Annotated in this window: 21 protein-coding genes and 1 tRNA gene; 5 read left to right on the forward strand and 17 right to left on the reverse strand. The window is 40.9% G+C overall.

The genetic code is table 11. From position 1 onward, the window contains the following. Nucleotides 1-19 precede the first annotated feature (19 nt). The 5 genes from QUF07_RS02680 to QUF07_RS02700 all read right to left on the reverse strand — a co-directional run bounded on the left by QUF07_RS02680 (nucleotide 20) and on the right by QUF07_RS02700 (nucleotide 5,444). Nucleotides 20-742: a Bax inhibitor-1/YccA family protein gene (locus tag QUF07_RS02680; protein WP_217341645.1), complete on the reverse strand. Its 723-nt coding sequence runs from the start codon at nucleotides 740-742 to the stop codon at nucleotides 20-22. A gap of 110 nt (nucleotides 743-852) precedes the next feature. Continuing rightward, a complete protein-coding gene (gene murC, locus QUF07_RS02685) occupies nucleotides 853-2,184 on the reverse strand; it encodes a UDP-N-acetylmuramate--L-alanine ligase (protein ID WP_217163292.1) in 1,332 nt (443 codons plus the stop codon). Between the two features lie 29 nt (nucleotides 2,185-2,213). Beyond that, a complete protein-coding gene (locus QUF07_RS02690) occupies nucleotides 2,214-4,445 on the reverse strand; it encodes a DNA translocase FtsK (RefSeq protein ID WP_289426743.1) in 2,232 nt (743 codons plus the stop codon). Between the two features lie 15 nt (nucleotides 4,446-4,460). Further along, on the reverse strand, nucleotides 4,461-5,099 hold the full coding sequence (gene ytpR / locus QUF07_RS02695) for a YtpR family tRNA-binding protein (RefSeq protein WP_217163288.1): 639 nt from the start codon (nucleotides 5,097-5,099) through the stop codon (nucleotides 4,461-4,463). An 18-nt stretch (nucleotides 5,100-5,117) separates the two neighbouring features. Continuing rightward, nucleotides 5,118-5,444, reverse strand: a complete 327-nt coding sequence (locus QUF07_RS02700; protein WP_217163333.1) for a thioredoxin family protein — start codon at nucleotides 5,442-5,444, stop codon at nucleotides 5,118-5,120. A 124-nt stretch (nucleotides 5,445-5,568) separates the two neighbouring features. Here QUF07_RS02700 and QUF07_RS02705 point away from each other — a divergent pair, with 124 nt between their 5' ends. After that, nucleotides 5,569-5,880, forward strand: coding sequence for a hypothetical protein (locus QUF07_RS02705; protein ID WP_217163286.1), 312 nt, complete (start codon nucleotides 5,569-5,571; stop codon nucleotides 5,878-5,880). Here the strand turns inward: QUF07_RS02705 and trmB are convergent. From trmB to QUF07_RS02720, 3 genes are all read right to left on the reverse strand, one after another. Beyond that, nucleotides 5,870-6,511, reverse strand: a complete 642-nt coding sequence (gene trmB / locus QUF07_RS02710) for a tRNA (guanosine(46)-N7)-methyltransferase TrmB (protein WP_217163284.1) — start codon at nucleotides 6,509-6,511, stop codon at nucleotides 5,870-5,872. The genes QUF07_RS02705 and trmB overlap by 11 nt on opposite strands. Before the next feature lie 241 nt (nucleotides 6,512-6,752). Then, the gene (locus QUF07_RS02715) at nucleotides 6,753-7,985 is read right to left on the reverse strand and encodes an ABC transporter permease (protein ID WP_217163282.1); all 1,233 of its coding nucleotides are present in this window, start codon (nucleotides 7,983-7,985) and stop codon (nucleotides 6,753-6,755) included. Then, nucleotides 7,982-8,719 carry an ABC transporter ATP-binding protein gene (locus QUF07_RS02720; RefSeq protein ID WP_217163280.1) on the reverse strand — a complete coding sequence of 246 codons (738 nt, stop codon included), beginning with the start codon at nucleotides 8,717-8,719 and terminating at the stop codon, nucleotides 7,982-7,984. The genes QUF07_RS02715 and QUF07_RS02720 overlap by 4 nt, the downstream gene beginning before the upstream one ends. 128 nt (nucleotides 8,720-8,847) lie before the next feature. Here QUF07_RS02720 and QUF07_RS02725 point away from each other — a divergent pair, with 128 nt between their 5' ends. The 3 genes from QUF07_RS02725 to QUF07_RS02735 all read left to right on the forward strand — a co-directional run bounded on the left by QUF07_RS02725 (nucleotide 8,848) and on the right by QUF07_RS02735 (nucleotide 10,606). Next, nucleotides 8,848-9,276, forward strand: a complete 429-nt coding sequence (locus QUF07_RS02725; RefSeq protein WP_056982616.1) for an HIT family protein — start codon at nucleotides 8,848-8,850, stop codon at nucleotides 9,274-9,276. A 1-nt stretch (nucleotide 9,277) separates the two neighbouring features. Further along, nucleotides 9,278-9,592 carry a hypothetical protein gene (locus QUF07_RS02730; protein WP_217341642.1) on the forward strand — a complete coding sequence of 105 codons (315 nt, stop codon included), beginning with the start codon at nucleotides 9,278-9,280 and terminating at the stop codon, nucleotides 9,590-9,592. A 132-nt stretch (nucleotides 9,593-9,724) separates the two neighbouring features. Further along, entirely contained in the window at nucleotides 9,725-10,606 is an 882-nt protein-coding gene (locus tag QUF07_RS02735; protein ID WP_217163276.1) for a peptidylprolyl isomerase PrsA, read from the forward strand. A gap of 86 nt (nucleotides 10,607-10,692) precedes the next feature. Here QUF07_RS02735 and QUF07_RS02740 read toward each other — a convergent pair whose 3' ends face one another. The 7 genes from QUF07_RS02740 to QUF07_RS02770 all read right to left on the reverse strand — a co-directional run bounded on the left by QUF07_RS02740 (nucleotide 10,693) and on the right by QUF07_RS02770 (nucleotide 20,477). Beyond that, entirely contained in the window at nucleotides 10,693-11,688 is a 996-nt protein-coding gene (locus tag QUF07_RS02740) for a 3'-5' exoribonuclease YhaM family protein (RefSeq protein ID WP_217163274.1), read from the reverse strand. Nucleotides 11,689-11,698: 10 nt separating this feature from the next. Further along, a complete protein-coding gene (locus QUF07_RS02745) occupies nucleotides 11,699-14,284 on the reverse strand; it encodes an ATP-binding protein (protein ID WP_289426744.1) in 2,586 nt (861 codons plus the stop codon). Further along, nucleotides 14,281-15,519 (reverse strand): metallophosphoesterase family protein, encoded by a 1,239-nt coding sequence (locus QUF07_RS02750; protein ID WP_217163270.1) that lies wholly within the window; start codon nucleotides 15,517-15,519, stop codon nucleotides 14,281-14,283. The genes QUF07_RS02745 and QUF07_RS02750 overlap by 4 nt, the downstream gene beginning before the upstream one ends. A gap of 134 nt (nucleotides 15,520-15,653) precedes the next feature. Next, the gene (locus tag QUF07_RS02755) at nucleotides 15,654-15,998 is read right to left on the reverse strand and encodes a YlbF family regulator (RefSeq protein WP_217163268.1); all 345 of its coding nucleotides are present in this window, start codon (nucleotides 15,996-15,998) and stop codon (nucleotides 15,654-15,656) included. A 76-nt stretch (nucleotides 15,999-16,074) separates the two neighbouring features. Continuing rightward, nucleotides 16,075-18,162: a PBP1A family penicillin-binding protein gene (locus QUF07_RS02760; protein WP_217163266.1), complete on the reverse strand. Its 2,088-nt coding sequence runs from the start codon at nucleotides 18,160-18,162 to the stop codon at nucleotides 16,075-16,077. Nucleotides 18,163-18,399: 237 nt separating this feature from the next. Further along, nucleotides 18,400-20,091, reverse strand: a complete 1,692-nt coding sequence (argS, locus tag QUF07_RS02765) for an arginine--tRNA ligase (protein ID WP_217341972.1) — start codon at nucleotides 20,089-20,091, stop codon at nucleotides 18,400-18,402. Nucleotides 20,092-20,406: 315 nt separating this feature from the next. Further along, nucleotides 20,407-20,477, reverse strand: a tRNA-Gly gene (locus tag QUF07_RS02770). A 126-nt stretch (nucleotides 20,478-20,603) separates the two neighbouring features. On the opposite strand from QUF07_RS02770, the gene QUF07_RS02775 reads away from it, so the two are divergent. Continuing rightward, the gene (locus tag QUF07_RS02775) at nucleotides 20,604-20,942 is read left to right on the forward strand and encodes a YisL family protein (protein ID WP_054746703.1); all 339 of its coding nucleotides are present in this window, start codon (nucleotides 20,604-20,606) and stop codon (nucleotides 20,940-20,942) included. Between the two features lie 8 nt (nucleotides 20,943-20,950). On the opposite strand, the gene QUF07_RS02780 is transcribed toward QUF07_RS02775, so the two are convergent. Both QUF07_RS02780 and QUF07_RS02785 read right to left on the reverse strand, forming a co-directional pair. Next, complete coding sequence (locus tag QUF07_RS02780; RefSeq protein ID WP_217165157.1) at nucleotides 20,951-21,667, reverse strand: aspartate/glutamate racemase family protein; 717 nt, start codon at nucleotides 21,665-21,667, stop codon at nucleotides 20,951-20,953. Nucleotides 21,668-21,680: 13 nt separating this feature from the next. Next, on the reverse strand, nucleotides 21,681-22,931 hold the full coding sequence (locus tag QUF07_RS02785) for a carboxylate--amine ligase (RefSeq protein WP_289426745.1): 1,251 nt from the start codon (nucleotides 22,929-22,931) through the stop codon (nucleotides 21,681-21,683). Nucleotide 22,932 lies beyond the last annotated feature (1 nt).

Genomic DNA, 22,932 nt, shown 5'->3' on the forward strand with positions numbered 1-22,932 from the left:
CCCGCAATTTTCATTTAATTTAACGATTATTACTGTTGCCAAAGATTGAAAGTAATTGTAAGAATAAGTTAACAAAGTCCAGGTATAACTGTAAGGCTCCAAATACAGCCAGCCCAGTCATTGAAATCTCACCACTACCAGAATATCGGTTGTACATTTGCTTCATTTTTTGAGTATCATAAGCAGTTAAAATTGTGAAAATCACGACAGCGACAATGGAGAATACGAAAGCGATAATGGTACTTCGCAGAAAAATATTAATCACCATTGCGATAATCAAAGCAATTAACGCCGCAGTTGCCTGAGCACCCCATTTATCAAGATTTCGGCGGGTCACTAGGCCATAAACGGTCATGGAAATGAAGATCGCCGATGCAGACACAAATGCCGATGCAATCGATGCGCCAGTATAAGCATAGGCAATTGTTGAAAAGACAAACCCACTCAAGATCGCATATAACATGAGTACTGCGAACGCAAGGGTTGGCCGCTTAAGTGCCTGAAATGAAATAATAAATGGTAAAACAAACCAGGCAATTAACGCAATCCAGATTGTGCCGCTGTGAGGGTTAATGGATGCGCCCGACTGGCCAAGACCGGCACTGATTAAGAAGGCCGTTGCGGCTGAAACCAGGACAGCCAAGCTCATCCAACCATACATTTTAGTTAAAAACGCATTTAAGCCGGCGGCATTATTGACCATCTTTCGTTCGTCCGGTCGTTCATTTGGGTAATTATCCATAAAATCCGCTCCTTTTGTAATTGATAACTATTTTCTTCGTTACATCATTCTACCAAACAAAAGCCGATAATCAAGTAAAAATACTTGAATATCGGCTTTATAAGAATTCCTTAATTAATTTTCTTGCTTAAATGACTCAGTAAGTCTTCGTAAGATTTTTCGTACTTTTGGATGTCACCGGCACCCATGAAGATAACGACATCGTTATCGTAATCAAGCAACGGGGACATGTTATCAACTGATAAAATTCGACCGCCCTTAGTAATTTTCTTGGAAAGATCCTCGCTGGAAACTTTTCCGTGGCTTTCACGCGGAGAACTGTAAATGGAAGTCAAAAATACTTCATCAGCAAGGTTCAAGCTCTTTGCAAAATCATCCATTAAGGCAATTGTTCGACTAAACGTGTGAGGCTGAAATACAACGGCAATTTTCTTGCTTGGGTATTCCTGACGGGCAGCATCAATTGTCGCTTTAATTTCAGTTGGATGATGGGCATAGTCATCGATGATCGTCATTCCAGAAATCTTACGTTCTGAGAATCGCCGTTTAACACCTTGGAAGGTCATCAATTCTTTTTTGATTTCACCAAGATCGACTTCTTCAAAGTAGGCCACTGCAATAACGGCCAAAGAATTGAAGATATTGTGTTCGCCAAATAATGGGACCGAGAAGTCACCCAAATCCTTGCCTTTATACAAAACATGGAAACTTGAGCCACTGGTCGTCCGTTTAACGTCAACTGCTTGAAAATCATCTGTCTCATTCAAGCCGTAGTAATAAATTGGGACACTGGCCTTTAATTGACGAAGCCGTTTATCGTCTCCCCAAGCAAAGATTCCTTTCTTTGTCTGGTTGGCAAACGTTTGAAATGCATCTTGGACATCATCAATGCTCTTGTAATAATCTGGGTGATCAAAATCAATATTGGTCATAATGGCGTAATCCGGTTGAGTCGCTAAGAAATGACGACGATACTCATCAGCTTCATAAACAAAGAAACGCGCATCAGGAACCCCTTTACCAGAACCGTCACCAATTAAGTAATCAGTTGGAGCAATTCCAGAAAGAACGTGAGCAAGCAGCCCAGTCGTACTGGTTTTACCATGGGCACCAGACACACCAATACTGGTTTTACCCTGAATCATTTTACCCAGAAATTCATGATAACGATAAACAGTTAGACCCATTTCACGCGCCTTTTTGATTTCTGGATGGTCATCGGTAAACGAGTTTCCGGCAATCACCGTCAACCCCTCGTGGATGTTCTTTTCATCAAAAGGCAAAATTTTGATGCCTGCCTGTTCCAAGCCACGTTGTGTAAACGTGTATTGCTCAATATCTGAGCCCTGGACCTTGTCACCACGGTCATGCAAAATTAAGGCCATGGCACTCATTCCAGTCCCTTTAATACCAACAAAATGATATACAGTGTTTGAATTCATATTCCAACCTACCCATCAATCTTAAATTTTTAATTATCGTCAGGTGATTCGTCGCTGGCTTGGTTTCCAGAGGGCTTGTAATAAACCGTTCTGGGTTTTGCGCCTTGCTGTTCTGAAACTAAATGGCGAGTTTGCAAATCGTCAATAATGTTTGCAGCTCTATTATAACCGATTGAAAATACACGTTGAAGCTTTGATGTAGAAATTGTGTCTTCTTGGGCAATATATTTCATGACCTGGGGCATCAATCGGTCGTGAGCGTTCTTGTTAGACACGGTTTGTTTCAATGATTCCGGCGTGAATAAATATTTTGGTTCACCTTGCTGCCGAACTGCATCAATGACACCATTTAACTCTTGATTCGTCACAAAGGCGCCCTGAAGTCTGATTGGCGTGTTAGCCCCACTACCAAGATAAAGCATATCACCACGGCCAAGCAAACGTTCAGCACCAGCCGAATCCAAAATCGTTCGGGAATCAACTTGACTGGAAACCATGAAAGCAATTCGACTGGGAATATTATTTTTAATGGTTCCAGTTACAATGTCGACACTTGGCCGTTGAGTTGCAACAATCAAATGAATACCCGCAGCCCGGGCTTTCTGAGTAATTCGAACAATGGCATCTTCCACTTCGCTTGATGCAACCATCATCAAATCGGCCAGCTCATCAATGATGACAAGAATGTATGGCATTTTGAGCCCATACTCCCCTGCTTTTTCTGCTTTTGCGTTAAATTGTTCAATATTACGAACGCCGCCGGCAGACAATTTTTCATAGCGCTCGTCCATTTCCTTCGTAACCCACTTTAAGGCAGCAGCCGCACTTTGAGGATCTGAAATGACCGGTGAAAGTAGATGAGGAATCCCGTCATAGGGTGCAAGTTCAACCGCCTTTGGATCGATTAATAATAATTTCAAATCCGCTGGAGTCGCTTTATACAACAGCGAAATGAGCAGACTATTAATGAAAACACTTTTCCCTGATCCAGTCGCTCCGGCAATCAAACCGTGTGGCATCTTTCGAATATCTGTCAATCTTGGCATCCCTGACAGATCAACTCCTAAAGCGGTGGTTAAAGGTGACCGTGCATGCTTAAACTTATCGGTTGAGATAATTTCTGATAATAACACCGGCCTTGGATGTGGATTGGGAATTTCAATCCCAACTGTTGATTTACCTGGAATTGGGGCCTCAATCCGGATGTCCTTAGCCGCCAAGGCCAGCTTTAGGTCATCGTTCAAGTTGGTAATGCGACTCACTTTCACGCCAAGGGCAAGCTTGACTTGGAACTGGGTGACGGTCGGACCATTTGTCCAATCAACCACTTCGGCAGCTACTTTAAAAGCACTAAACGTTTTGTCCAGGACATCGATCTGATGCTCAATCCATGTATCAATCGAATCATCCTGGTCAGCCTTTGGTAAGGCCAATAAAGAGGTGGTTGGGAATTTGTACCCCGATTGCTGCTCCATCCCCTGCTTATCCGGATGATGCTCTGAAACGACTGGTTGACCAGCCGATTTTTTAACCGGTGTGACTGCGATCTCCGACTTACTGGACTCAGCAGGATTCCTCTGAGTCTTAATGTCGTCACTAAAAAGCGCCAATTTTCTCGGATTGGCTTGTTCTTTATTAACAATTGTTGCCAAAGACTGCCCCAACCCGTGATGGGCATTAAAATTTCGCCGCTGGGAAGTCTGATGCTTCGGATTTGGTTGGGTCGGGATTGATGGTTTTGAACCTGACCGGTCTTGACTCGGCTTTGCAGAAGACATTTCAGTTTTTCGCTGGAGATGATCATCAATTTTGCGTGATTGTTCTTCTGCGCCTGTGGCTCGACGGATTAACTGATCATCTGAAATATGTAAAGGAGAGGCCGTTTGACTCCCCTCCGTTGAGGCCTTCTTATCCGCCAAAACAATGAGTTCATCTCGCGAGAGCCGAAGCCGCTGAGTTAGTTCATTATATAAATGACGTTGCCGTCTTTGTTGGCTCGCAAAGTAATTCTTAGCAATTTGCTGTTTTCGGACAACATTTTTTGGCTTTTTTCTGGGTTTGAAATTCTTAATTTCTTTGAGGAAAGCCGGCACCTCATTCGAAGTTTGACTCACTTCTGGCTTAACGATCGGCTTTGGACGTGCCACTTGTCGACGTGGTGTAATCTGATGCCGATTTTGTTGTTCAGTTTTAACTTTTTTAACGACAGGTTTTCTATTTGGCCTTCGTCGAAAAAAAGCTGGTCCATCATAGCTCGTCATCATATACCACCCAAACTAATTAAATAAATTCTGTGCCTGATCAAAATCAAATGGTGCTCCAACCTGATAATCATCCGGCAAAATGAGTGCTCCGGGAACTTGTGGTGCATGAGGAAGATGTAATTCTCTTCCCGAACAAATCATGCCGTCACTTTCCACACCCCGAAGTTCACCGGGCCAGATGATTTGTCCGTCCGGCATCATGGCGCCAATTTTAGCGACAACGACCTTGATATCAGCCCTCATATTTGGTGAACCACTGACGATTTGGAGTTCTTGATTATGATCGACTTTTGTTTTCGTAATTTGTAAATGATCAGACCTTGGATGATCAGCCACACTTTTGACATAGCCAACCACAAATCTGGGTTCTTCATCAAACTGAAGATCAGCCGGGAAATCATGGGCTGCCAAATAATCGTTAAACTTTTTAATTTGAGCATGACTAAGTGCCACCTGCCCGTTATCATTAACAATTTCGGGAAGAATGGCACTCGTCTTTAAAAAGTTGTAACCCAACGTCGTGTTGGTTTCTGAATCAAAGATCCTAGCCACGTCATCATGGATAGTTACCTGTTGGTCAGGCGTATCCTGATTCATGATAACAACCATTGTATCACCGGTACTCTTAGGGTTATAACTTGCAATTAGCATTAATTTATCCTTCCAAACTTACTTGATTTTTAATGAGTCGATAAAATCTTCGACCTCTTTTTTCGTTTTACGATCGCCATTTGAAAAACGGCCAATTTCTTTACCGTCTGAATAGGCAATGAAACTTGGAATCCCCATAACATTCATTTCACCAGCAAGATCGATGTTTTCATCACGATCCACCTTTAAAAATTGATATTCAGGATAATCCGCTTCAATCTGGGGCATTACAGGTTTGATAAAACGGCAATCTGGGCACCAGTCTGCGGTAAAGAACAGCATGTAACGACCGTCACTAAGCTGTTGGTTCAAGGATTGTAAATCTGTTTTTAGCAAATCTTTCATTATAAATCGTCCTTTCTTGTTACGAACTAAAGTATAGCGCAAACAGGTAAATTCTTTACTTAATTTGCTCAAAGCCCACTCATATACTACAGTATACTTAATAATCAGAAAAAAGGGGCACATTATGAAAAAACAACCACTTCTTTATGGCCTAACGCTAACAGGATTGGCCATTGGATCATACATTGAGTATAAAATTGCTCAGAACAGAAGTACATTTCTGGAAAAAATCGTTCAGCGTGCTAAAAACGCTTATCCCTTACAGGGTGTCACCTACATTGGCAGTTGGCGGATTTTGCCAGAAACAAGCGCCGATCCATCCCGCTTTCACTTTGGCTTCAACTATCAGGATAACAACGGAAATTTAGAAGTTCAAGCGTTTTGGGCGGACAGCCAAACCGGTAAGATCATTCGTTATGAGACAACTAGGCCATAAAGTGGGCGACCAATTTATAAATTGGTCCTTTAGGACTAAATTTTTGCTCATACTCGGTTTCAATGTTGTCAACATCTTCTGGTGAATGATGCAAATCTAATGACACGTAATCAAATTTGAGTGGAAAATTATTCATTGTGACCAGCGTGTATTCGAATAAACCCCGATTATCAGTTTTAAACTCGATGTCCCCATCAGTATCCAAAACGTGCCGATAGGTTCTCAAAAATCCTGGAGACGTCAATCGTCGCTTGGCATGGCGTTTCTTGGGCCATGGATCTGAGAAGTTTAAAAAGATCTTTTTAATTTCATTCTTTAAGAAAATCTCGTCTAGATTAGCACCATCGGTTAATACAAATTGGAGATTGGGCACAGGTTCATCCATAAAAGTTCTTAAAGCCGTGGCAATGACCGATTTTTGAAGTTCAACGCCGATATAATTAACATCCGGATGTGCTTTGGCCATTTCAATAATAAATCGACCCTTTCCGGTCCCAACCTCAACATTTAATGGTTGTTGCTTCTCAAAGCGGGATTGCCACTTTCCTAACCATTTTTGAGGATCGACCACGATATAAGCTTCGTGATCCTTGATATATTTATCAGCCCATGGCTTATTTCTTACACGCATAAAATTCTCCTAACATTCGGTAATAAAAGTGAAACAACAAATATGTTGATTCCAGAATCTAAACGAATATCGCAATCATTCGAACTTGGAATGGTTGTGATGTTTACGTAGATAGGATCCTATCAGCTATCTGTCGCAAGTTTACCTGACAACCTAAAAATTTGGCAGGCTACGAGGCTATTGCTACGGGGCTATTAAAAAAACAATCCAATTGGTGCCTTATATTGGCTTTCAATGATCATTAGGCACGATTTCTTTGACTGCGAGCAATCCTTCTAGGCAGGTAAATATAAATGAATGCCCAAATTTCGATCAACTCACCGACAACCACCCCGATAATCGTGATGGGATTATTATAGTTGATGGCGATCACGGCAATGCCGAAAACAACAGCAACCGATCCCAGCATGACTAACAAGACTCGTTGAAAACTCTTCATTTGATTTTGATGGGTAACCGGATAAATGTGAACAAAGGCATTGTCATCAAAATGAAAGTAGAATGGGATCATTTGGAACCCAATTAGATAAACAAATAACAAGCACAGTGCGATTGGCAAGGCTTCACCCTGAATAAACACCAAAAATAAAGTGCCAATCACTAACAAGCGAACATACAGCCCACTCATCTCATTGTCGCGGGCAATCCCATGAGAATACAAATAAAGATAAGTATTCTTAGGAATCAACTTAGTACGCCGTAATAACCCATCAAGGTATCGACGCCGTTTAACTGACCCAGAAATTGCCGGCACATCTGTAAACAGGTTAAAGAATTGGTACACCGTGTGCATCCGGCTATTTTCATCGTCAATCATAGTTTTCCAATCAATTGAATGAGTCGTCCATGACGGTCGTCGAAGCAAACTATCAACGGTAATCAAAACTGCTACTATCAATGAAACCAAATAGCTGAAGTAAACAGCGTTAATCAAAAGAAGTGCTGGAATGATCAGTCGCCAAAGTAATCGGTTATCCCTCAGCAACCAAGTGGATTTAATTCGATATTTTCTAGCGAAATCAGTATTAAGCCAAGTGGTTTTTAAACAAATCAACATTGCTAATAATGAGATGAGGTTCACACCACTAGCTTGAGTTGTCACCTGGATGAATGGCAACAGTAAGAACCAAATCAGCACCTGAATTAACCAAGCTAATCCGAGGCTATAATTAAATCCCCGCTTAAGATAATTGACCATTTCAGATTCTCGAGGCAGTAAAAAAACATAGTCAGGCGCTTGAACCAGAGTCGCAAATCGGCCAAGTTGCAGGCTGACTAGCAAAATACCAATAATGACCACTGGTGCCCACCACAGGCCTGTGTGGAGCTGTTTGAGGGCATTAGAGTAATAATAACCCAATCCACCAATGACAAATAACAATGCCAAGACGAAGTAGTCATTAAACACCAATCGCAGGTATTTCATCATTTCTTTTAGATGGTCAACGAGCCGTCGTTTAAATAATTGATTCATGACTGCTCGCCCTCCCTCGCAAGGGTCAGATAAATGTCATTTAATGAATCACCGGCTTCAGGGAACAATTGCCGCAATTGTTCAATTGTGCCCTCAGTACGAACTGTGCCATCATGTAAAAGTACGAAACGGTCACAGTATCGCTGAGCTGTATCCAAGACGTGTGTCGACATTAAGATGCTGGCGCCCTGCTTCTTGCGGTCTGAAATCAGATTCAGCAGGTCGTTGACTGCCAGCGGATCGAGCCCCAAAAATGGTTCATCAATGATAAACAGTTTGGCATTTGTCAAAAAGGCACAAACAATCATGACTTTTTGGCGCATTCCTTTGGAAAAATTGTCTGGGAACCAGTCAAGCTTATTATCTAAGCGAAACATTTTTAATAATTGATGAGCCCGCTGCCAAGATTCATCTTGGTCCAGATTGTAAGCCAGCATCGTCATTTCTAAATGCTCTTTTAAAGTCAATTCTTTATAAACAATTGGCGCCTCAGGAATATAGGCAATTTGCTGTTTATACTTTTTGACATCCTCATCTAATGTGATGCCATTAATTTTGACCGACCCTTTAAATGGTGTCAAAAGGCCAATAATATGATTGATGGTGGTTGACTTTCCTGCCCCGTTAAGGCCGATCAAGCCAACTAGCTCACCGTCTTTAACGTCAAAACTGACGTCTTTTAAAACGGGAACTTGTGAATATCCACCAACCAAGTTGGAAACTTCTAAAGTCATCTTTTCACTCCACATTCGTCATAAATTTACAGAAACGATTATACCATAGAAAGAAATCCCATGAATGAGTTCAAGTCGACATTAATGTTATAATATCAGTATTATCAGCAGAAAGAAGGTTTGTTTTTATGAAAGATTGTATTTTTTGTAAGATTGTTCGTAACGAAATACCGAGCTACACCGTGTACGAAGACGATATTGTCAAAGCTTTCTTGGATATTTCCCAAGGGACACCCGGACATACGTTGGTCATTCCTAAAAAACATATTCCAAACATTTTTGAATATGACGAAGAGCTCGCCAGTCAAGTGTTTGCGAGAATCCCCAAAATCGCCAGAGCTGTTAAAGAATCCAATCCGGACATCAAGGGAATGAATATTTTAAACAATAATGGCCAGGTTGCCTACCAGTCAGTATTCCACTCTCACTTCCACTTGATCCCCCGTTATAGCAGTGACGATGATTTTAAGATGATTTTCAAGGATAACTCCAATAAATACGACAGTGATTCATTGAAGAAAATCCAAGATTCAATCGTCGAACACATGGGTGATTAGGATGAAAACATTTTTTAAGATTGCCGGGACGTCGGTATTTGTAGCTGGTGCCTACCTCTATTCTCGAAAGGAAACGCCTGCTGCATTCGTTAGTAAGACTAAGGAATCAATCATGGCCAAAAAAGCGGCAGCGGATGAATGGAAAAATTCTTATGAAGATTTCAAGAAATCTTTTGCAACTTTTAAAGAACAACTACCTGAACTCACAAAGGCAATTAATTCAATTCAGCGAGATATGGATGATGCCCTCTTCCAAATCCAGCCGCGGATCGAAGAGATTACCAAATATAGTTCAAACCTTACCAAGAAGCCTTAACAAACTTCAGCTAATTATGAACATTTGTTTAAATTCAGGGACAGGTTATAAATATTCCAAATATTATGTTATTATTATCTGGAACGTTTGCTTTACAAACGAATACTATTGTAGAAATGGATGTGTTTTTGTATGAAAAAGTGGCTAATCGTTTTAGCCGGCGTACTTATGAGTTTTACTCTTGCAGCATGTGGCAGCAAATCTGTTGCAACTACTGACGGTGGTAAAATCACGGAAAGTGCCTATTATAGCAGCTTAAAGAGTACTTCAAGTGGTAAACAAGTATTGCAACAAATGATCTTGAACAAAGTTCTGGAGAAGCAATACGGTGACAAAGTTAAGAAGTCAGAAGTTAATAGTGAGTTTAACAAATACAAGAAGCAATATGGCTCATCATTTAACGCCGTTCTCCAACAAAACGGCATGACCGCTTCACAATTAAAAGATTCGATCCGTTCAAATCTCTTATTGAAAGCAGCCGTTAAGGATAACGTTAAAATTACTGACGCTCAACTTAAAGACCAGTTCAAGTCATATCAACCAAAAGTAACTGTTAACCAAATCTTGGTATCAAAGAAATCAACTGCCGAGACCGTTATCAAGCAACTCAAGGCTGGCAAGAGCTTCTCAAGCTTGGCTAAGAAGTACTCAACTGATACTGCTACTAAGAACAAAGGTGGCCGAATTGCCGCATTTGACAACACTAATACTTCACTTGACAGCAACTTCAAGAAAGCTGCTTTTAACTTAAAGAACGGTGAATACACGAAGACCCCTGTTAAGACTCAATATGGTTATCAAGTGATTCAAATGGTTAACCATCCAGCCAAGGGTAATTACAAAGACCATGAAAGTGAATTAAAGAGCCAGATCGTTGATAAGAAGATGGCTGATAGCAATACCTTGCATTCAGTTGTTTCTAAAGTTTTGAAGAAGGGTAACGTTACTATCCAAGATAAAGACCTTCAAAACGTCTTGTCTGATTACCTCTCATCAAGCTCAAAGAAGAAGTAATTCTTTATAATCTATTATCAAAAAAAGATTGAATCCTCAGTATCAGGATTCAATCTTTTTTATTCCTAAATTTGCCAATCATACAGCTAAAATAACTGGCTTTGGGCTGGGCCAGTCGGCTTTTTCCCAGTTTCAATGGTTAGTTTTGGCTTGTAAAAGCGTCGATTATCCAATCCAAAGATTCGGTCTGTATAGTCTCCTGGATTGACATTCTTAAGAGCACCTTGAATCATCATAATGGTTGCATCAAGCTCATCCAGATGATGCAAAATTTCGGCTTCTAATATTTGCGGACGTTCTGGTGACCCATATTCGAGAAGGCCATGGTGCGCCAATATCATATGCCTTAATAGAATCAGATCCTGTGAGTCTTTACTAATTCCTAGTTTATCGGCAGCTTCTACGATTTCCGCATCCATAATGCTTAGATGACCAAGCAAGTTCCCTGCCAAAGTATATTCAGTAGCCACAGGACCGGACAACTCAATTGTTTTGCCCAAGTCGTGAAGAATTGCCCCGGCATATAATAACGGTGCATCAATTTCATTATATTGGTTCACGACGGAATGGGCCAAACGCAGAATCGAAATGGTATGAAAAGCCAACCCACCAGCAAAATCATGGTGATTCGATTTAGCAGCCGGAAATGTAAAGAATGCATCAGCATGTTTCGAAATCAGCGCTCTGACAACGCGATTATAGGTGGCATTGGTGATCTCAAAAATTGTTTGGTTAATGATATCCTCCATCTGTGATCGACTCATCGGCGCTCGTTTGACAAACGCAAGCGGATCATGAGGCTCATCATCCCTTGCCAAGCGCATTGCCATAATTCTCACCTGTGGCGCATTCATATAATTTTCCCGCTTCCCCTTGAGCAAGACAACGCGTCCTTGGGAAAACTGTTGGATATCTTGATCAGATGCATCCCAATACTTGCCCGGCAGCTGGCCTGAAGGATCCTGAAAAACTAACGAGATAAAGTTTTTCCCGTTTTTGGCGACTCGTTTTTTCGCTTCCTTCAACAATACATATAAGTCAAATTCTTCATCCAATTTTAAATCCATTAATTGTTTTGCCATGATGCACCTCCTAAAATTGACTTAAATCCAATACTTCAAACCCATGATTTCGAATTTCATCATTAGCGGTAAAGTACAGTACCTGTGTTTTCTGGCTGACTTGCTTAAGAATCGCAAAGGCGGCCTGTCTTCGCGTTTTATCAAAGTTGACAAAGCCATCATCAATCATGATTGGCAACGGGTATTGGTCGCTAAAACCCACTGTCATCGATAAGATGAGCGCAAGATATAATTGTTCCAAAGTCCCCTTTGATAATTCATTGACTGTGAAGGCAACATCGTCTTTTCTGACAACACTGATTTCATTCTCAAATAGAATGTTTTTGTATTGATGATCGGTTAGCGTCGCAAAATATTGTTTGGCCAATTTAAGAATCTTAGGCACCCTGCCCTTTGTTGCAATGTTTAACACATTTTGAATCCATCTGGTCGATAATTGCAACGCCAAATAACGATGAAGATCATCCAAAATGTCAGTTTCCAAATTAGCAAGCTGTTGTCTCAGGTCAAAATAATGCCCGCTTTCCACCAAATGAGTGAGTTGAACATTCAATTCAGCCTTCTGTTCACTCATATTATTGACGGATCTTTGAAGGTCGTCAAGTCGTTGCCGTTCTTGATCAAGTTTAGTCTTTAACTTTGACTCATCCAAATCATTTGGCATATTAATGTTAGCTCCTTCAAGTTGCTCATTAAGTTCAGCTTTGCGTCGTAACTTTTCACGTAATTGTTTTTGTTGCGCAAGGGTCCGCTTAAATTCATCTTCAGAATGAACGGCTCGTTGGGTCAAAAAATCGGTTACCTGCTTTTTTGTTTGAGTTAACTTAGCGTTCGTTTGATCAACTAAGTTTTGGAAAATAACCAAGTTCTTTTGTTTTTGCCTAAATTCAGCAAATTGTTGTTGCCAATGATTAACAGTTTGTTCAAGTAAATCGAGATTATGCGTATATGCATCGGGATCGAAATGAATCCAATCTCTTGCGAATTGCCATTGGTCAAGATAGTGCTCATACTTTTTTTGCTCAGCTTCAAGCTGATGATTATTTTCACTCAGAGATTGTTGTAAATCGTCGACTTGATGAAGTGCGGATTGAATGGAAAACCATTTTGCTTCCTCAATTCCACTTAGTCGGTAATCGGATGAAATTTGTTGCAACTGATTTTGAACAACAGCTAATTGCCGATTGAGGGCTTGCTGATCAGTAATGGGTTGGCTCGAGAACTGATCGCGTGATTGATTTCGTTGTTGGGTGAATCCCCACCCAAGAATACCAAGTGCCATTAAATACCCAATAATGCTGATGACGGCATGCTGGCTTACCAGAATCGCCACTAATGCGATGATACCAGCTATTACATAGTAAGGCGTCAAAGATTTCTTCGCGGGCTTTGGTCGACGAGTCGTTCGACTTTCACCATTTCTAAGTTGATCTTTGAGATTCCCCTGCTGTCTGAGCAACTCATTAATATGGTTCATTTGATCATTGGGAAATGGTAATGGTAACTCCCCGGCCTCATTCTTAGGAAGACTCGCCTTTAGCTGTAATAACTTCTCTTGAGTCTTGTCACGTTGACTGCTCATCAATTGAATGCGCGAGGCAACATTTCGCTGGCCTGCCAAATCACCCATCAATGCATCAATTTGAAATTGATTTTCTTCATAGAAGTGTTGTGCAGGAGTCTCACTGGAAGCTTTTTTAATTTCATCAACTTGTTTTTGATTGTCTTTAACCTGAGCAATAACCGACGTGATATCGGCGCGATAACGATCAAAAATTGCTTCGTCAGTGTCGTCAAATCCGGTTAATAAGTCATTTTCACTGATTTTTGCCAACTCACTCCGCTCTCGAATTAAAGGCAAATAGCTCTCGAGTTGCTGGTCGGCTTGAATATGTCTTTGTAATTGTAGTAGCTCATTGTGCTGATGAGCATAGTTGGCCGTGACGTCATCTAATTTGCTTTGAAGGTTTAAATACGCTGGATAAGCTTTTTTGGCATCTTGAACTTTTTGCTCGAGCTCATGGTAGTCTTTCAATTTGACATTGATTTGTTGCTTTCGACCACGGGGCTTATATAATTCATCAGCCATTTTTGAAAGTTCTTTTTGGAGTCCGGCCCATTTATCGGCGTCTGTCACCCCAATTCGCTGAATCCGCAATCCTAAATCGGTTTCGTCAGTTTTATAAAATTCTTTTTTATCGAAATCACCAAAATAAAATAGTTGATTATACGATTGTCGATCAATTGGGGAAAGGAGCGCTTCAAAATCAGCCGATGGGAGTTCAATATCGTGATCAATATCAAAGAATTTGACGTTGCCGCCCTTCGGCCCATCTATTCTTACTAACTTATAATTTTGATGACCTTGTTCAAAAATGAGCTCGCCACCGTATGCTTTAGACGTCTTTGGATAAAATTGCCCATGAACGGCCTGCTTTTTGTTTTGAAAGCCAAAGAGCATTGATTCGATAAAATCTATAATCGTACTCTTACCGGCTTCATTCGGCCCATAAATGGCTTGTAAAGGGGTGGCGAAGGAAAAATGCTGATCGACCCACTTTCCGTATCCGTATATCACTAACTCTTTAATAATCACTTCTGACTGGCCTCCCCGTCCTCGGCACCACTGACATGACGCTGTAAAATAGCAGTTGTCTGCTCAAAAATATCCTGTTGGCTATTACGAGTGGCTAAGTCAGCCTTGATGAACGGATACTTATCCAGGCTCTGTTGGGTTAGTTGATCAAGTTGCTCAGAAGTGAGAGTTTGCTGCTTAGCCTCGTCAAAAAAAGATTGGTCAAGACTGCTGATAATTCTTTGAGATCCAGTAGCTGCCTTAATTGAGGTCACCCACGTATTTAACTGTTGCCAGCTGCCTGTGTTCATTTGTTGAACGGCCGTTAATAAGTCTCCACTAGCCAACGATTCCAAAATTTTATCGGGAATTGCTTGATCGGCAGTCAACCGAATTCTGATGAAATGTAGCTTCGAATAATGTTGCTTGGAAAGGGCATTCATAATTGAATTCGCCAAATTATCAACCGATTTATCAGTGATTTTCATCGCGACAACTTCCCAAACAATTGGTGAAGTTGGCTGAAAAGCAGTTGTCAATTCGTGTCCAGTGCTTTGAACCAGCAAGTAACCTTTTTCCCCGGTTTCATTAATATGTCTGCCCTGGGTATTACCTGAATAGTTAATTAATCCCTTATCGTCAAGTGATTGGCGTTTGTGAATGTGTCCCAACGCCCAATAATCGTAATTTTTCGATTGAAGTTGCTCCAGTGTAAACGGCGCATAGTTGGCTTCAGGTGAGTCTAACCCAGCCAAGCTACCATGGAGCATGCCGATATTCCAATCAGCGGCCACCGCATTCGGATAATCATTGATCATAGGTTCATTAACCCACTGGTTTTGAAAGCTAAATCCCGTAATGGCAACAACCTGGCCATTTAGTAGCTGAATCTTTTTGGTTTCAACCTGATTGCCGAAAACGCTGGTATTGTCCGGATAGCCTAGTTGCTTTAGGTCGCCACTGTAATAATCATGATTGCCAAAAATAATCAAGACTGGGATCCTTGCATCCGCCAATCTTTGTAACTGTTGAATTAAAAAAACTCGTGCAGAAACACTGCGCTCTTGGCGATCAAAAAGATCCCCTGCCAGCAAGACGAAGTCCACATTTTGATCAATCGCACCGTCAACAATCCGTCGAAAAGAGGTAAACGTTGATTGGCGGATCTGTTCCCACAAAGGTGTTGGCAGAGAGTCGTTATGTAAGCCCTGAAAAGGACTGTCTAAATGTAAATCCGCGGCATGAATAAATTTCATATTAGTTCCTTTCTCCGCATGAATGACTGGATTTGAGGTATTTAAGCCAATAGCGCAACCACTCCACATCAGGAATGGCTGCGCTATTGCTTAAACGGTAGAATCTGGACAAAAAACAATTCCAACTTTACTTATTAATTCCGGTACAATTCCATGATTGGTTTGGTGACCAAATCATTCACATCACCTAAGACCTTATTAAGTGCCTTTTCATTGTTCATCAATTCAGAAATAATTGGGCTTTGTCCCATTTTAGTTGCCATTGCTTGCGCATTTTGAATTTCTTCTTGGGTTGGTTGAGTCCCTTGCATCTGCTTCTGTTGTAATTGCATCTGAGTCTGTTGGAATTGTTTGAATAATTTAAAGGTGTCAGCGTCTGCTTGCAGTTTTTCGTAGGTACCCTTCAAATCAGTATATTCTTTGGTCGTGATCAATTCCTGTTGTAATTGAGTCGCAAGATCCGTTAATTTTTCATTCATTAAATTTTCCACCTTAATTTGTATTTCTTTTAGTTTAACACAAAAGCTACTCGGACTCTGTTGGGATTAGGATTAATTAATGGCCAAACCAGCTCTTGGCATCGTCCACAAACTCTTTAGCCTTTTGTTCAAACTTATTAGAGTATTCATCCGTTTTCTTCTGAATCGTATCCCAAAGATTATCATTATTACTTTCACCTTGAACAATCGTTTGGGCATCCTTGGTATTGAACGTTGAGTTCTTGGTGTATGGCAACATCGTCTGCATCTCGTTCTTGAACAATGGGCCAACGCCTGTCCCACTCAGATTTTCAAGATGATGAGCTTGGCTGGTACTGTCGAAGCCTTCCCAAGTTGCGACAACCAGATCTGGTGTATAACCAATAATCCATTTGTCCTTGGTTGCATCCGCCGAACCGGTATCATCGGCCTCTGTACTTCCGGTTTTCCCGGCAACTTGATACCCATAAGGCTTCGCATCCACGCCAGTTCCGTTATTGAAAACGCCCAGCATCATACTGGTCATTTGCTTGGCAACGGAAGCTGACATAATTTGACGACCTTGTTGCTTGGCCGTGTTGTCCACCACAACTTTACCTGTCGAGTCGACAATTTTACGAATGTAGAAGGGCTTAACCACTTTACCACCATTGGCAAACGCGGTATAGGCTCCAGCCATCTGTTGGGGTGAAACGCCGCCGTCCATCCCACCGAGTGCCAAAGCAAGGTTCTTGTCTTTCTTAGTAACCGGGATATTGAAGTCCTTCACAGATTGGTAACCGCGATTAACCCCGATTTGATTAAGCAGCCAAACAGCTGGGGCATTCATACTCTGAGCCAACGCTTCATACATTGGAACCTTACCTTGGTAAACGTTATTGTAATTCTTCGGCGTATAGTGATTAGCACCATACGACTTTTTCTTGTCGACCAACTCTGAATCAAACTTGTACCCAGCTTCTAATGCAGGTGTGTAAACCGCAAGGGGCTTCATGGTCGACCCGGGCTGCCGACTAATCTGGGTTGCTCGGTTATATCCCCGGAAGACGTGTTGACCCCGGCCACCAACAACGGCAGTTACGCCACCAGTACTTGGAGAAACACCGATCGAAGCAGCCTGCACCTTTGTTCCATCAGCAGCATTTGCCGGGAAGTAATAATTATTATTAAACGTTGTCTGCATTGCCTGCTGTTGGGATTGATTCAGATTGGTGTAAATTCGATAACCACGATTCATGATTTCGGATTCAGTCAGCCCATACTTGCTGATCGCCTCATCGATAACCGCATCGAAGTAATAGGGATATTTATACCCATCTTTTCGAACATAGGTATCACGCAAGACAATCGGTGTTTTCTTATAATAATCAGCCTGCGATTGCGTCAATTGATTGTTTTCAACCATCAATTGAAGAACCACGTTGCGCCGCCATTTAGCAGCTTTGGGATGGTCAATTGGGTTAAACGCACTCGGCGACGTCAGCATCCCTGCCAACACTGCGGCATCGGGAACCGATAAATCAATCGCATTTTGACCGAAATATTTTTGGGAAGCATCCTGAACGCCCCATACTCCGTTACCAAAGTACGCGTTGTTAAGATACATCGTCAAAATTTCTTTTTTGGAATAAACATTTTCGACCTGAATTGACAGGAATAATTCTTTGAGCTTTCGAGTCATGGTCTGTTCTTGCGATAAATACGCATTCTTGACCAATTGCTGGGTTAATGTGCTCCCACCACCGCTGATATAATCACGATGTAAGATTTTGTTCTTTAATAGTAAAAACACTGCCCGAGCAATTCCCTTGAATGAAAAACCATATTCATGGTAGAAATTACGGTCCTCAGTAGAAAGAACGGCCTTGGGAATATTTTTCGAAACTTTATTTAGTTGAACGTAAGTCCCTTTTTGGGCATATAGTTCTCCTGCCTTATGGTTACTTGCGTCAAAAATTTCAGTTGTTTTGGCAAGCGAGGATTCAAGATTTTGGACGTGAGCCGTTTTAGCCAGGAACACTAAGTAGGTACTCGTCATCAATCCAACACTCAGGAACAAAACAACCAACCATTTAACCAAATGATACTTTCGACAAAAGCGATTAAATCGTCTAAACAAAGGTCCAGCCTTTTTCCTAAATGATTTGGTTGAATTGTTGTTCATACTCATGCTCCTTTTATAAATACTTACACATTGTATCACACATGAAATTCAGGTTTGAGGGGCATGTAAAAATTTAAAAAGGATTTAAGAGATGAAAAACCAATTCAAATGGCCGATAACGGTATTTAAACAAGAAGAACCAACCATTCCAACATCCGGAATAATTGGTCCTTCTTGTTAAATTTCCGGGATCAAAACGCGGACTCCCAGTCTTTCATTTAGTCATTTATATTTAAATTACATTGCATCTGGGGCTTTAACTCCCAACAAGTTAAGTGATTCCTTCAACACAATCGATACAGCCTTAACCAGTGATAAACGAGCACCTAATTGGTCATCTTCAACCAGAATCTTTGAGTGAGCATAATATTTGTTAAATGCTTTAGCTAATCTCAATGAATACTTAGCGATCTCTGATGGTTCGAAGTCCTTGCAGGCACTCTTAACAATGTCAGGGAATTCCTTCAATGAAGTAACGGTTTCCCAAGCTGCAGGGTCATCAAGAGATTTATTCGCCCCATGGAAATCGATGTCGTTGGCCTTATGAAGAATACTTTCGGCTCTGGCATGTGAGTATTGAACATATGGACCGGTTTCCCCTTCGAACTTCAGTTGATCTTCAAGGACAAAGTCGATGTTATTGGTTCGTTCGTTCTTCAAATCACCGAAGATAATTGCGCCAACCCCAACTTCATTGGCAACTTCTTCTTTATTTGGCAAATCAGGATTTTTATCTTCAATTTGTTTTTTAGCCAAATCGATAGCGTCATCCAAAACTTTGTCCAACAAGATAATTCGACCAGAACGAGTTGATAATTTCTTTCCGTTAACGGTAATCAAGCCAAATGGAATATGATGAAGATTTTCAGCTGATGGCAAGCCCATTTCAAGCAGGACAGCTTTCAATTGTTGGAAGTAGTATGTTTGTTCTGAACCAACGACATAAAGGTTCATAGCTGGTTTGTAGGTTCTGTCACGGAAAATTGCGGTGGCAATATCACGGGTGATGTACAGAGTGGCGCCATCACTCTTCAAAATCAAAGCAGGATTTAGATTGTACTTGTCGAGGTTAACAACTTGCGCACCTCTGGATTCAACAAGTAAGCCCTTATCTTTAAGAATCTGAATTCCTTCATCCATCTTATCGTTATAAAATGCTTCACCATTATAAGTATCAAAAGTGACACCCAATTTTTCATAAATCTTATTGAATGATTCAAGGGAAACTTTTCGGAACCATTTCCACAAGAAGACCTCTTCTTCATTGCCCTCTTCAAGTTTCTTGAAGGTCTCACGGGCCTCATCATCCAACTCAGGATGTTCTTTGTCTTCTTGATGGAACTTAACATAATACTTAACTAAGTTATTAATTGGGTCTTTCTTAACGTCTTCCTCGTTACCCCATTTTTTGTAGGCAACAATCAATTTTCCAAATTGAGTTCCCCAGTCACCAAGATGATTATCCTTGATTGGATGATACCCATTTTTAACCAAAATTTTGGCGATTGAGTTACCGATAACAGTTGAGCGCAAGTGACCCATTGAAATGGGCTTGGCAATGTTAGGTGAGGACATATCAATTGGCACATTACCACCCTTACCATGATCGTTTTGACCATAGGCGGCGCCTTGCTCAATGACATCGGTCAGAACCTCATTGCTAAATTGACCTTTATCTAAGAAGAAGTTAATGTAAGCACCCTTAGCCTCAACCTTTTCGTACGATGATTGGTCAATTTTACCAACCAGATTCTCGGCTATCTGATTAGGGGCCTTATGCAAAACCTTTGCTAAAACGAATGCCGGAAATGCTAAGTCACCCATTGCTTGGGTCTTAGGTTGTTCCAACTTCTCATAAACTTCTGCTGATGATAATTCGTCATTCAAGACACTTAAAATTGAATTTGTCACTTGTGCTTTATAATCCATTACTATTTCCCTCCGTCTATAAATATACAAAAAAACTCTTACAAAAAATTGCAAGAGACGAGTAAACCCGCGGTACCACTCCATTTGATAAAAATATCCGCTCAACTTATTAAATTACTATTCTAAAAAGCGCGCTTCGTTGACTCAATACTTCGGCTCTCACCATCCCGAATTCGCTAGATATTCAGCAACCAACTACTACTCTTTTATCATTGAATAAATATAACATACCAGATGTATAATAACTGGTTAACAGTAGAAATGTCAACCTCATTCGATCATCAATCCGGTGATCCGTAGCTAGGAACACTACGAAGCGGGTAACGGGAATCGGACCCGCGACGCAAGCTTGGGAAGCTTGAATTTTACCACTAAACTATACCCGCATAGCAAAGATAATTATATCACGCAAAATTACCTTTGTCATAAAGTTTTGAAATTTGTAAAAGAACGGCAATAGATATTGCTTTTTCTGGTCGGATTATTGATACTTAAGTAAAGAGGTGTTCTGAATGTGGATTATACTGAACTATTTTTGTTGGGCAGTCTTTTTCGTTAACTTAATCTGGGGTCTCACCCGGCCGATCAAGAAACGAGTAATCGACTCAATGATGATCTCCAGGTTATTCTACTGGATGATCATTATTAGTCAAGTTGTGATTGCGCTTCGCTCTTTTCACCGGCATCCACTGATTGTTGCTATTGGTGCTGTCACGACGTTAGCGATCATCGCGCTCAGTGAAAATGCATACGGTCGCAAACAGGATACTCACTATACCCCAAAGCTCCTTTGGCTATTGGTAATTGCAACTCCTATTGCCATCGCAATTCAAACTTTCGTCAACTATTAATTAGTTGGCTATTTTTTTTGCTTCCTCAGCTGTTGAACCAGCTCAATTGAGCGTTTGGCCAGAACATCTTGAGAATCGATGACCGGATAACCATGATCGCCCGCCCGCTGTTGGGCAACTGATAGTTCTGTACAACCCAAAACGACGATATCGCAATGAAATTGATCAACCATTTTGGCTAAAATATCATGATAAAGTTTGGCATCAACATAATTCTTCTGCTTCACATCATCATAAATTAATTCCATTGTTTGATCGGCAACTTCCGCAGTGGGTTTGAACAATTCATAACCGGCATCGATTATTTCTTTATCATAAATACCGTCATGAAGTGTCCCATTTGTGGCAATTAAACCAACTTTGCGGGCATTAGGAACCATGGTCTTAATTTTCTTGATTGTTTCATGCGGCATATTCAGAATTGGAATCGTCGTCAATGCCTGAAGCTCATCATAGAAATAATGGGCAGTATTACATGGGATCGCAAAAAATGCTGGTTGAAGCTGACTTTGTTGCTTAATGTCAGCTGCTAACGGCAGAAAAGGATTGGGCTTCTTGTGATCCATAATATAATCGGTCCGATCAGGAATTGTGGCATGATTAACTAAGATGTAATTGAGATAATCTTGATCCTTGGTTGCCGGTGTCTGTTCATTTAAAAGATGAATAAACGTTTCGGTTGCTTCGGTCCCCATGCCACCAATAATTGTAAAAAAGTTATCCATAAATAATCAGTCCTTACTTGGCAACGAAATAGCGCTTAAAGTTCTTTGCGTAGTTATGGAACATCCATTTGTATAACGCAAAACGTTTGATACTCTTATCCTTACCATACCAGAAAGTATCACCGTATCGGCCTTCATTGATCAATTGAAGCGCCTCTTTTTTGGCTTCGTTTTCTTTTGCATACTTTTTAAAGACCTGAGTTGAAACGCCCAGCCACAAGAAATATTTATTTCGATCTTGGTTAGCGTAAAGGGTCGGTTTGTCCTTAAGAGAGTCAAAAACATAATCTTGAACAACCCAATCAGCCAATTGGTAACCATTTAAAGTCACAAAGAAGCTACTCCGGCCAGTCCGCAAGTTGATTTCAAATAACTTATAGGAGTTGTCCCTGGTATCAAATTTGATATCAAAGTTTGCATAGCCGGTAAACTTAATTTCCTCCAAAAACTTTTGGACGCGGTCATAAATATCTTGATTGAATTCCGGAATGATCGCGACGTAATTACCGATTGCAGAAGGAGACGGGTCCTCAAGAAGTGGATGCCCCAAGCACATCAGCTTAACCTGGTGATTCTTATCAACATAGACGTTCAATGTCCGCATATTGCTGTCATCACCTGGAATGAAGTCTTGAAGGATAAAATCTGATGTGTAGCCGTTATCATAACTTTTAGCAACCACGTCTTTAAACTCAGATTCGCTTTGAATGATAAATGCCTTTTTGCGGCCTTCAAAATGAATATCCAGCCATTCAACACTATTCGCTGGCTTCAGCGCCACTGGATACCCAAATGGCTGGTTGATATCCTCACCAGATTCATACATTTGCTTTGAGATGATCTTGGTCTTTGGGTACGGCAAATCGTACTTGTCGCACATTTTGTAAAAATTCTCTTTGTCGTTCAACTTTTTGATCAAGTCGTAGTCAATGTACGGGCAGACAAAGACATCTTCCAATTCCGACTTATGTTTGGAAATCAGTTCAGCATAACCATCACCGCACCCAATTAGAATGACTGGTTCATTGTGATCAGCATATCGCTGTTTAATTCGTTTCATGGAATTGATCCAAGTTGGGTCCTCGCTAAAACCTGGAATTAGTTCGAGATCAACTACTTTGGTATAACGGGTTGGGGCAAGTTGAACCTCAGCAAATGCTTTGACCGGCTTCCCATAAATTTCATAAAGGCAGCGAGCCATTCCGTACACATTAAAATCACTCCCCAAAAGAACTGGGGTAAAATCCGCTTCTTGATTATCCATT

This window comes from Lentilactobacillus sp. TOM.63, from assembly GCF_030361045.1.
GTDB classification, from domain to species: Bacteria; Bacillota; Bacilli; order Lactobacillales; family Lactobacillaceae; genus Lentilactobacillus; species Lentilactobacillus dabitei.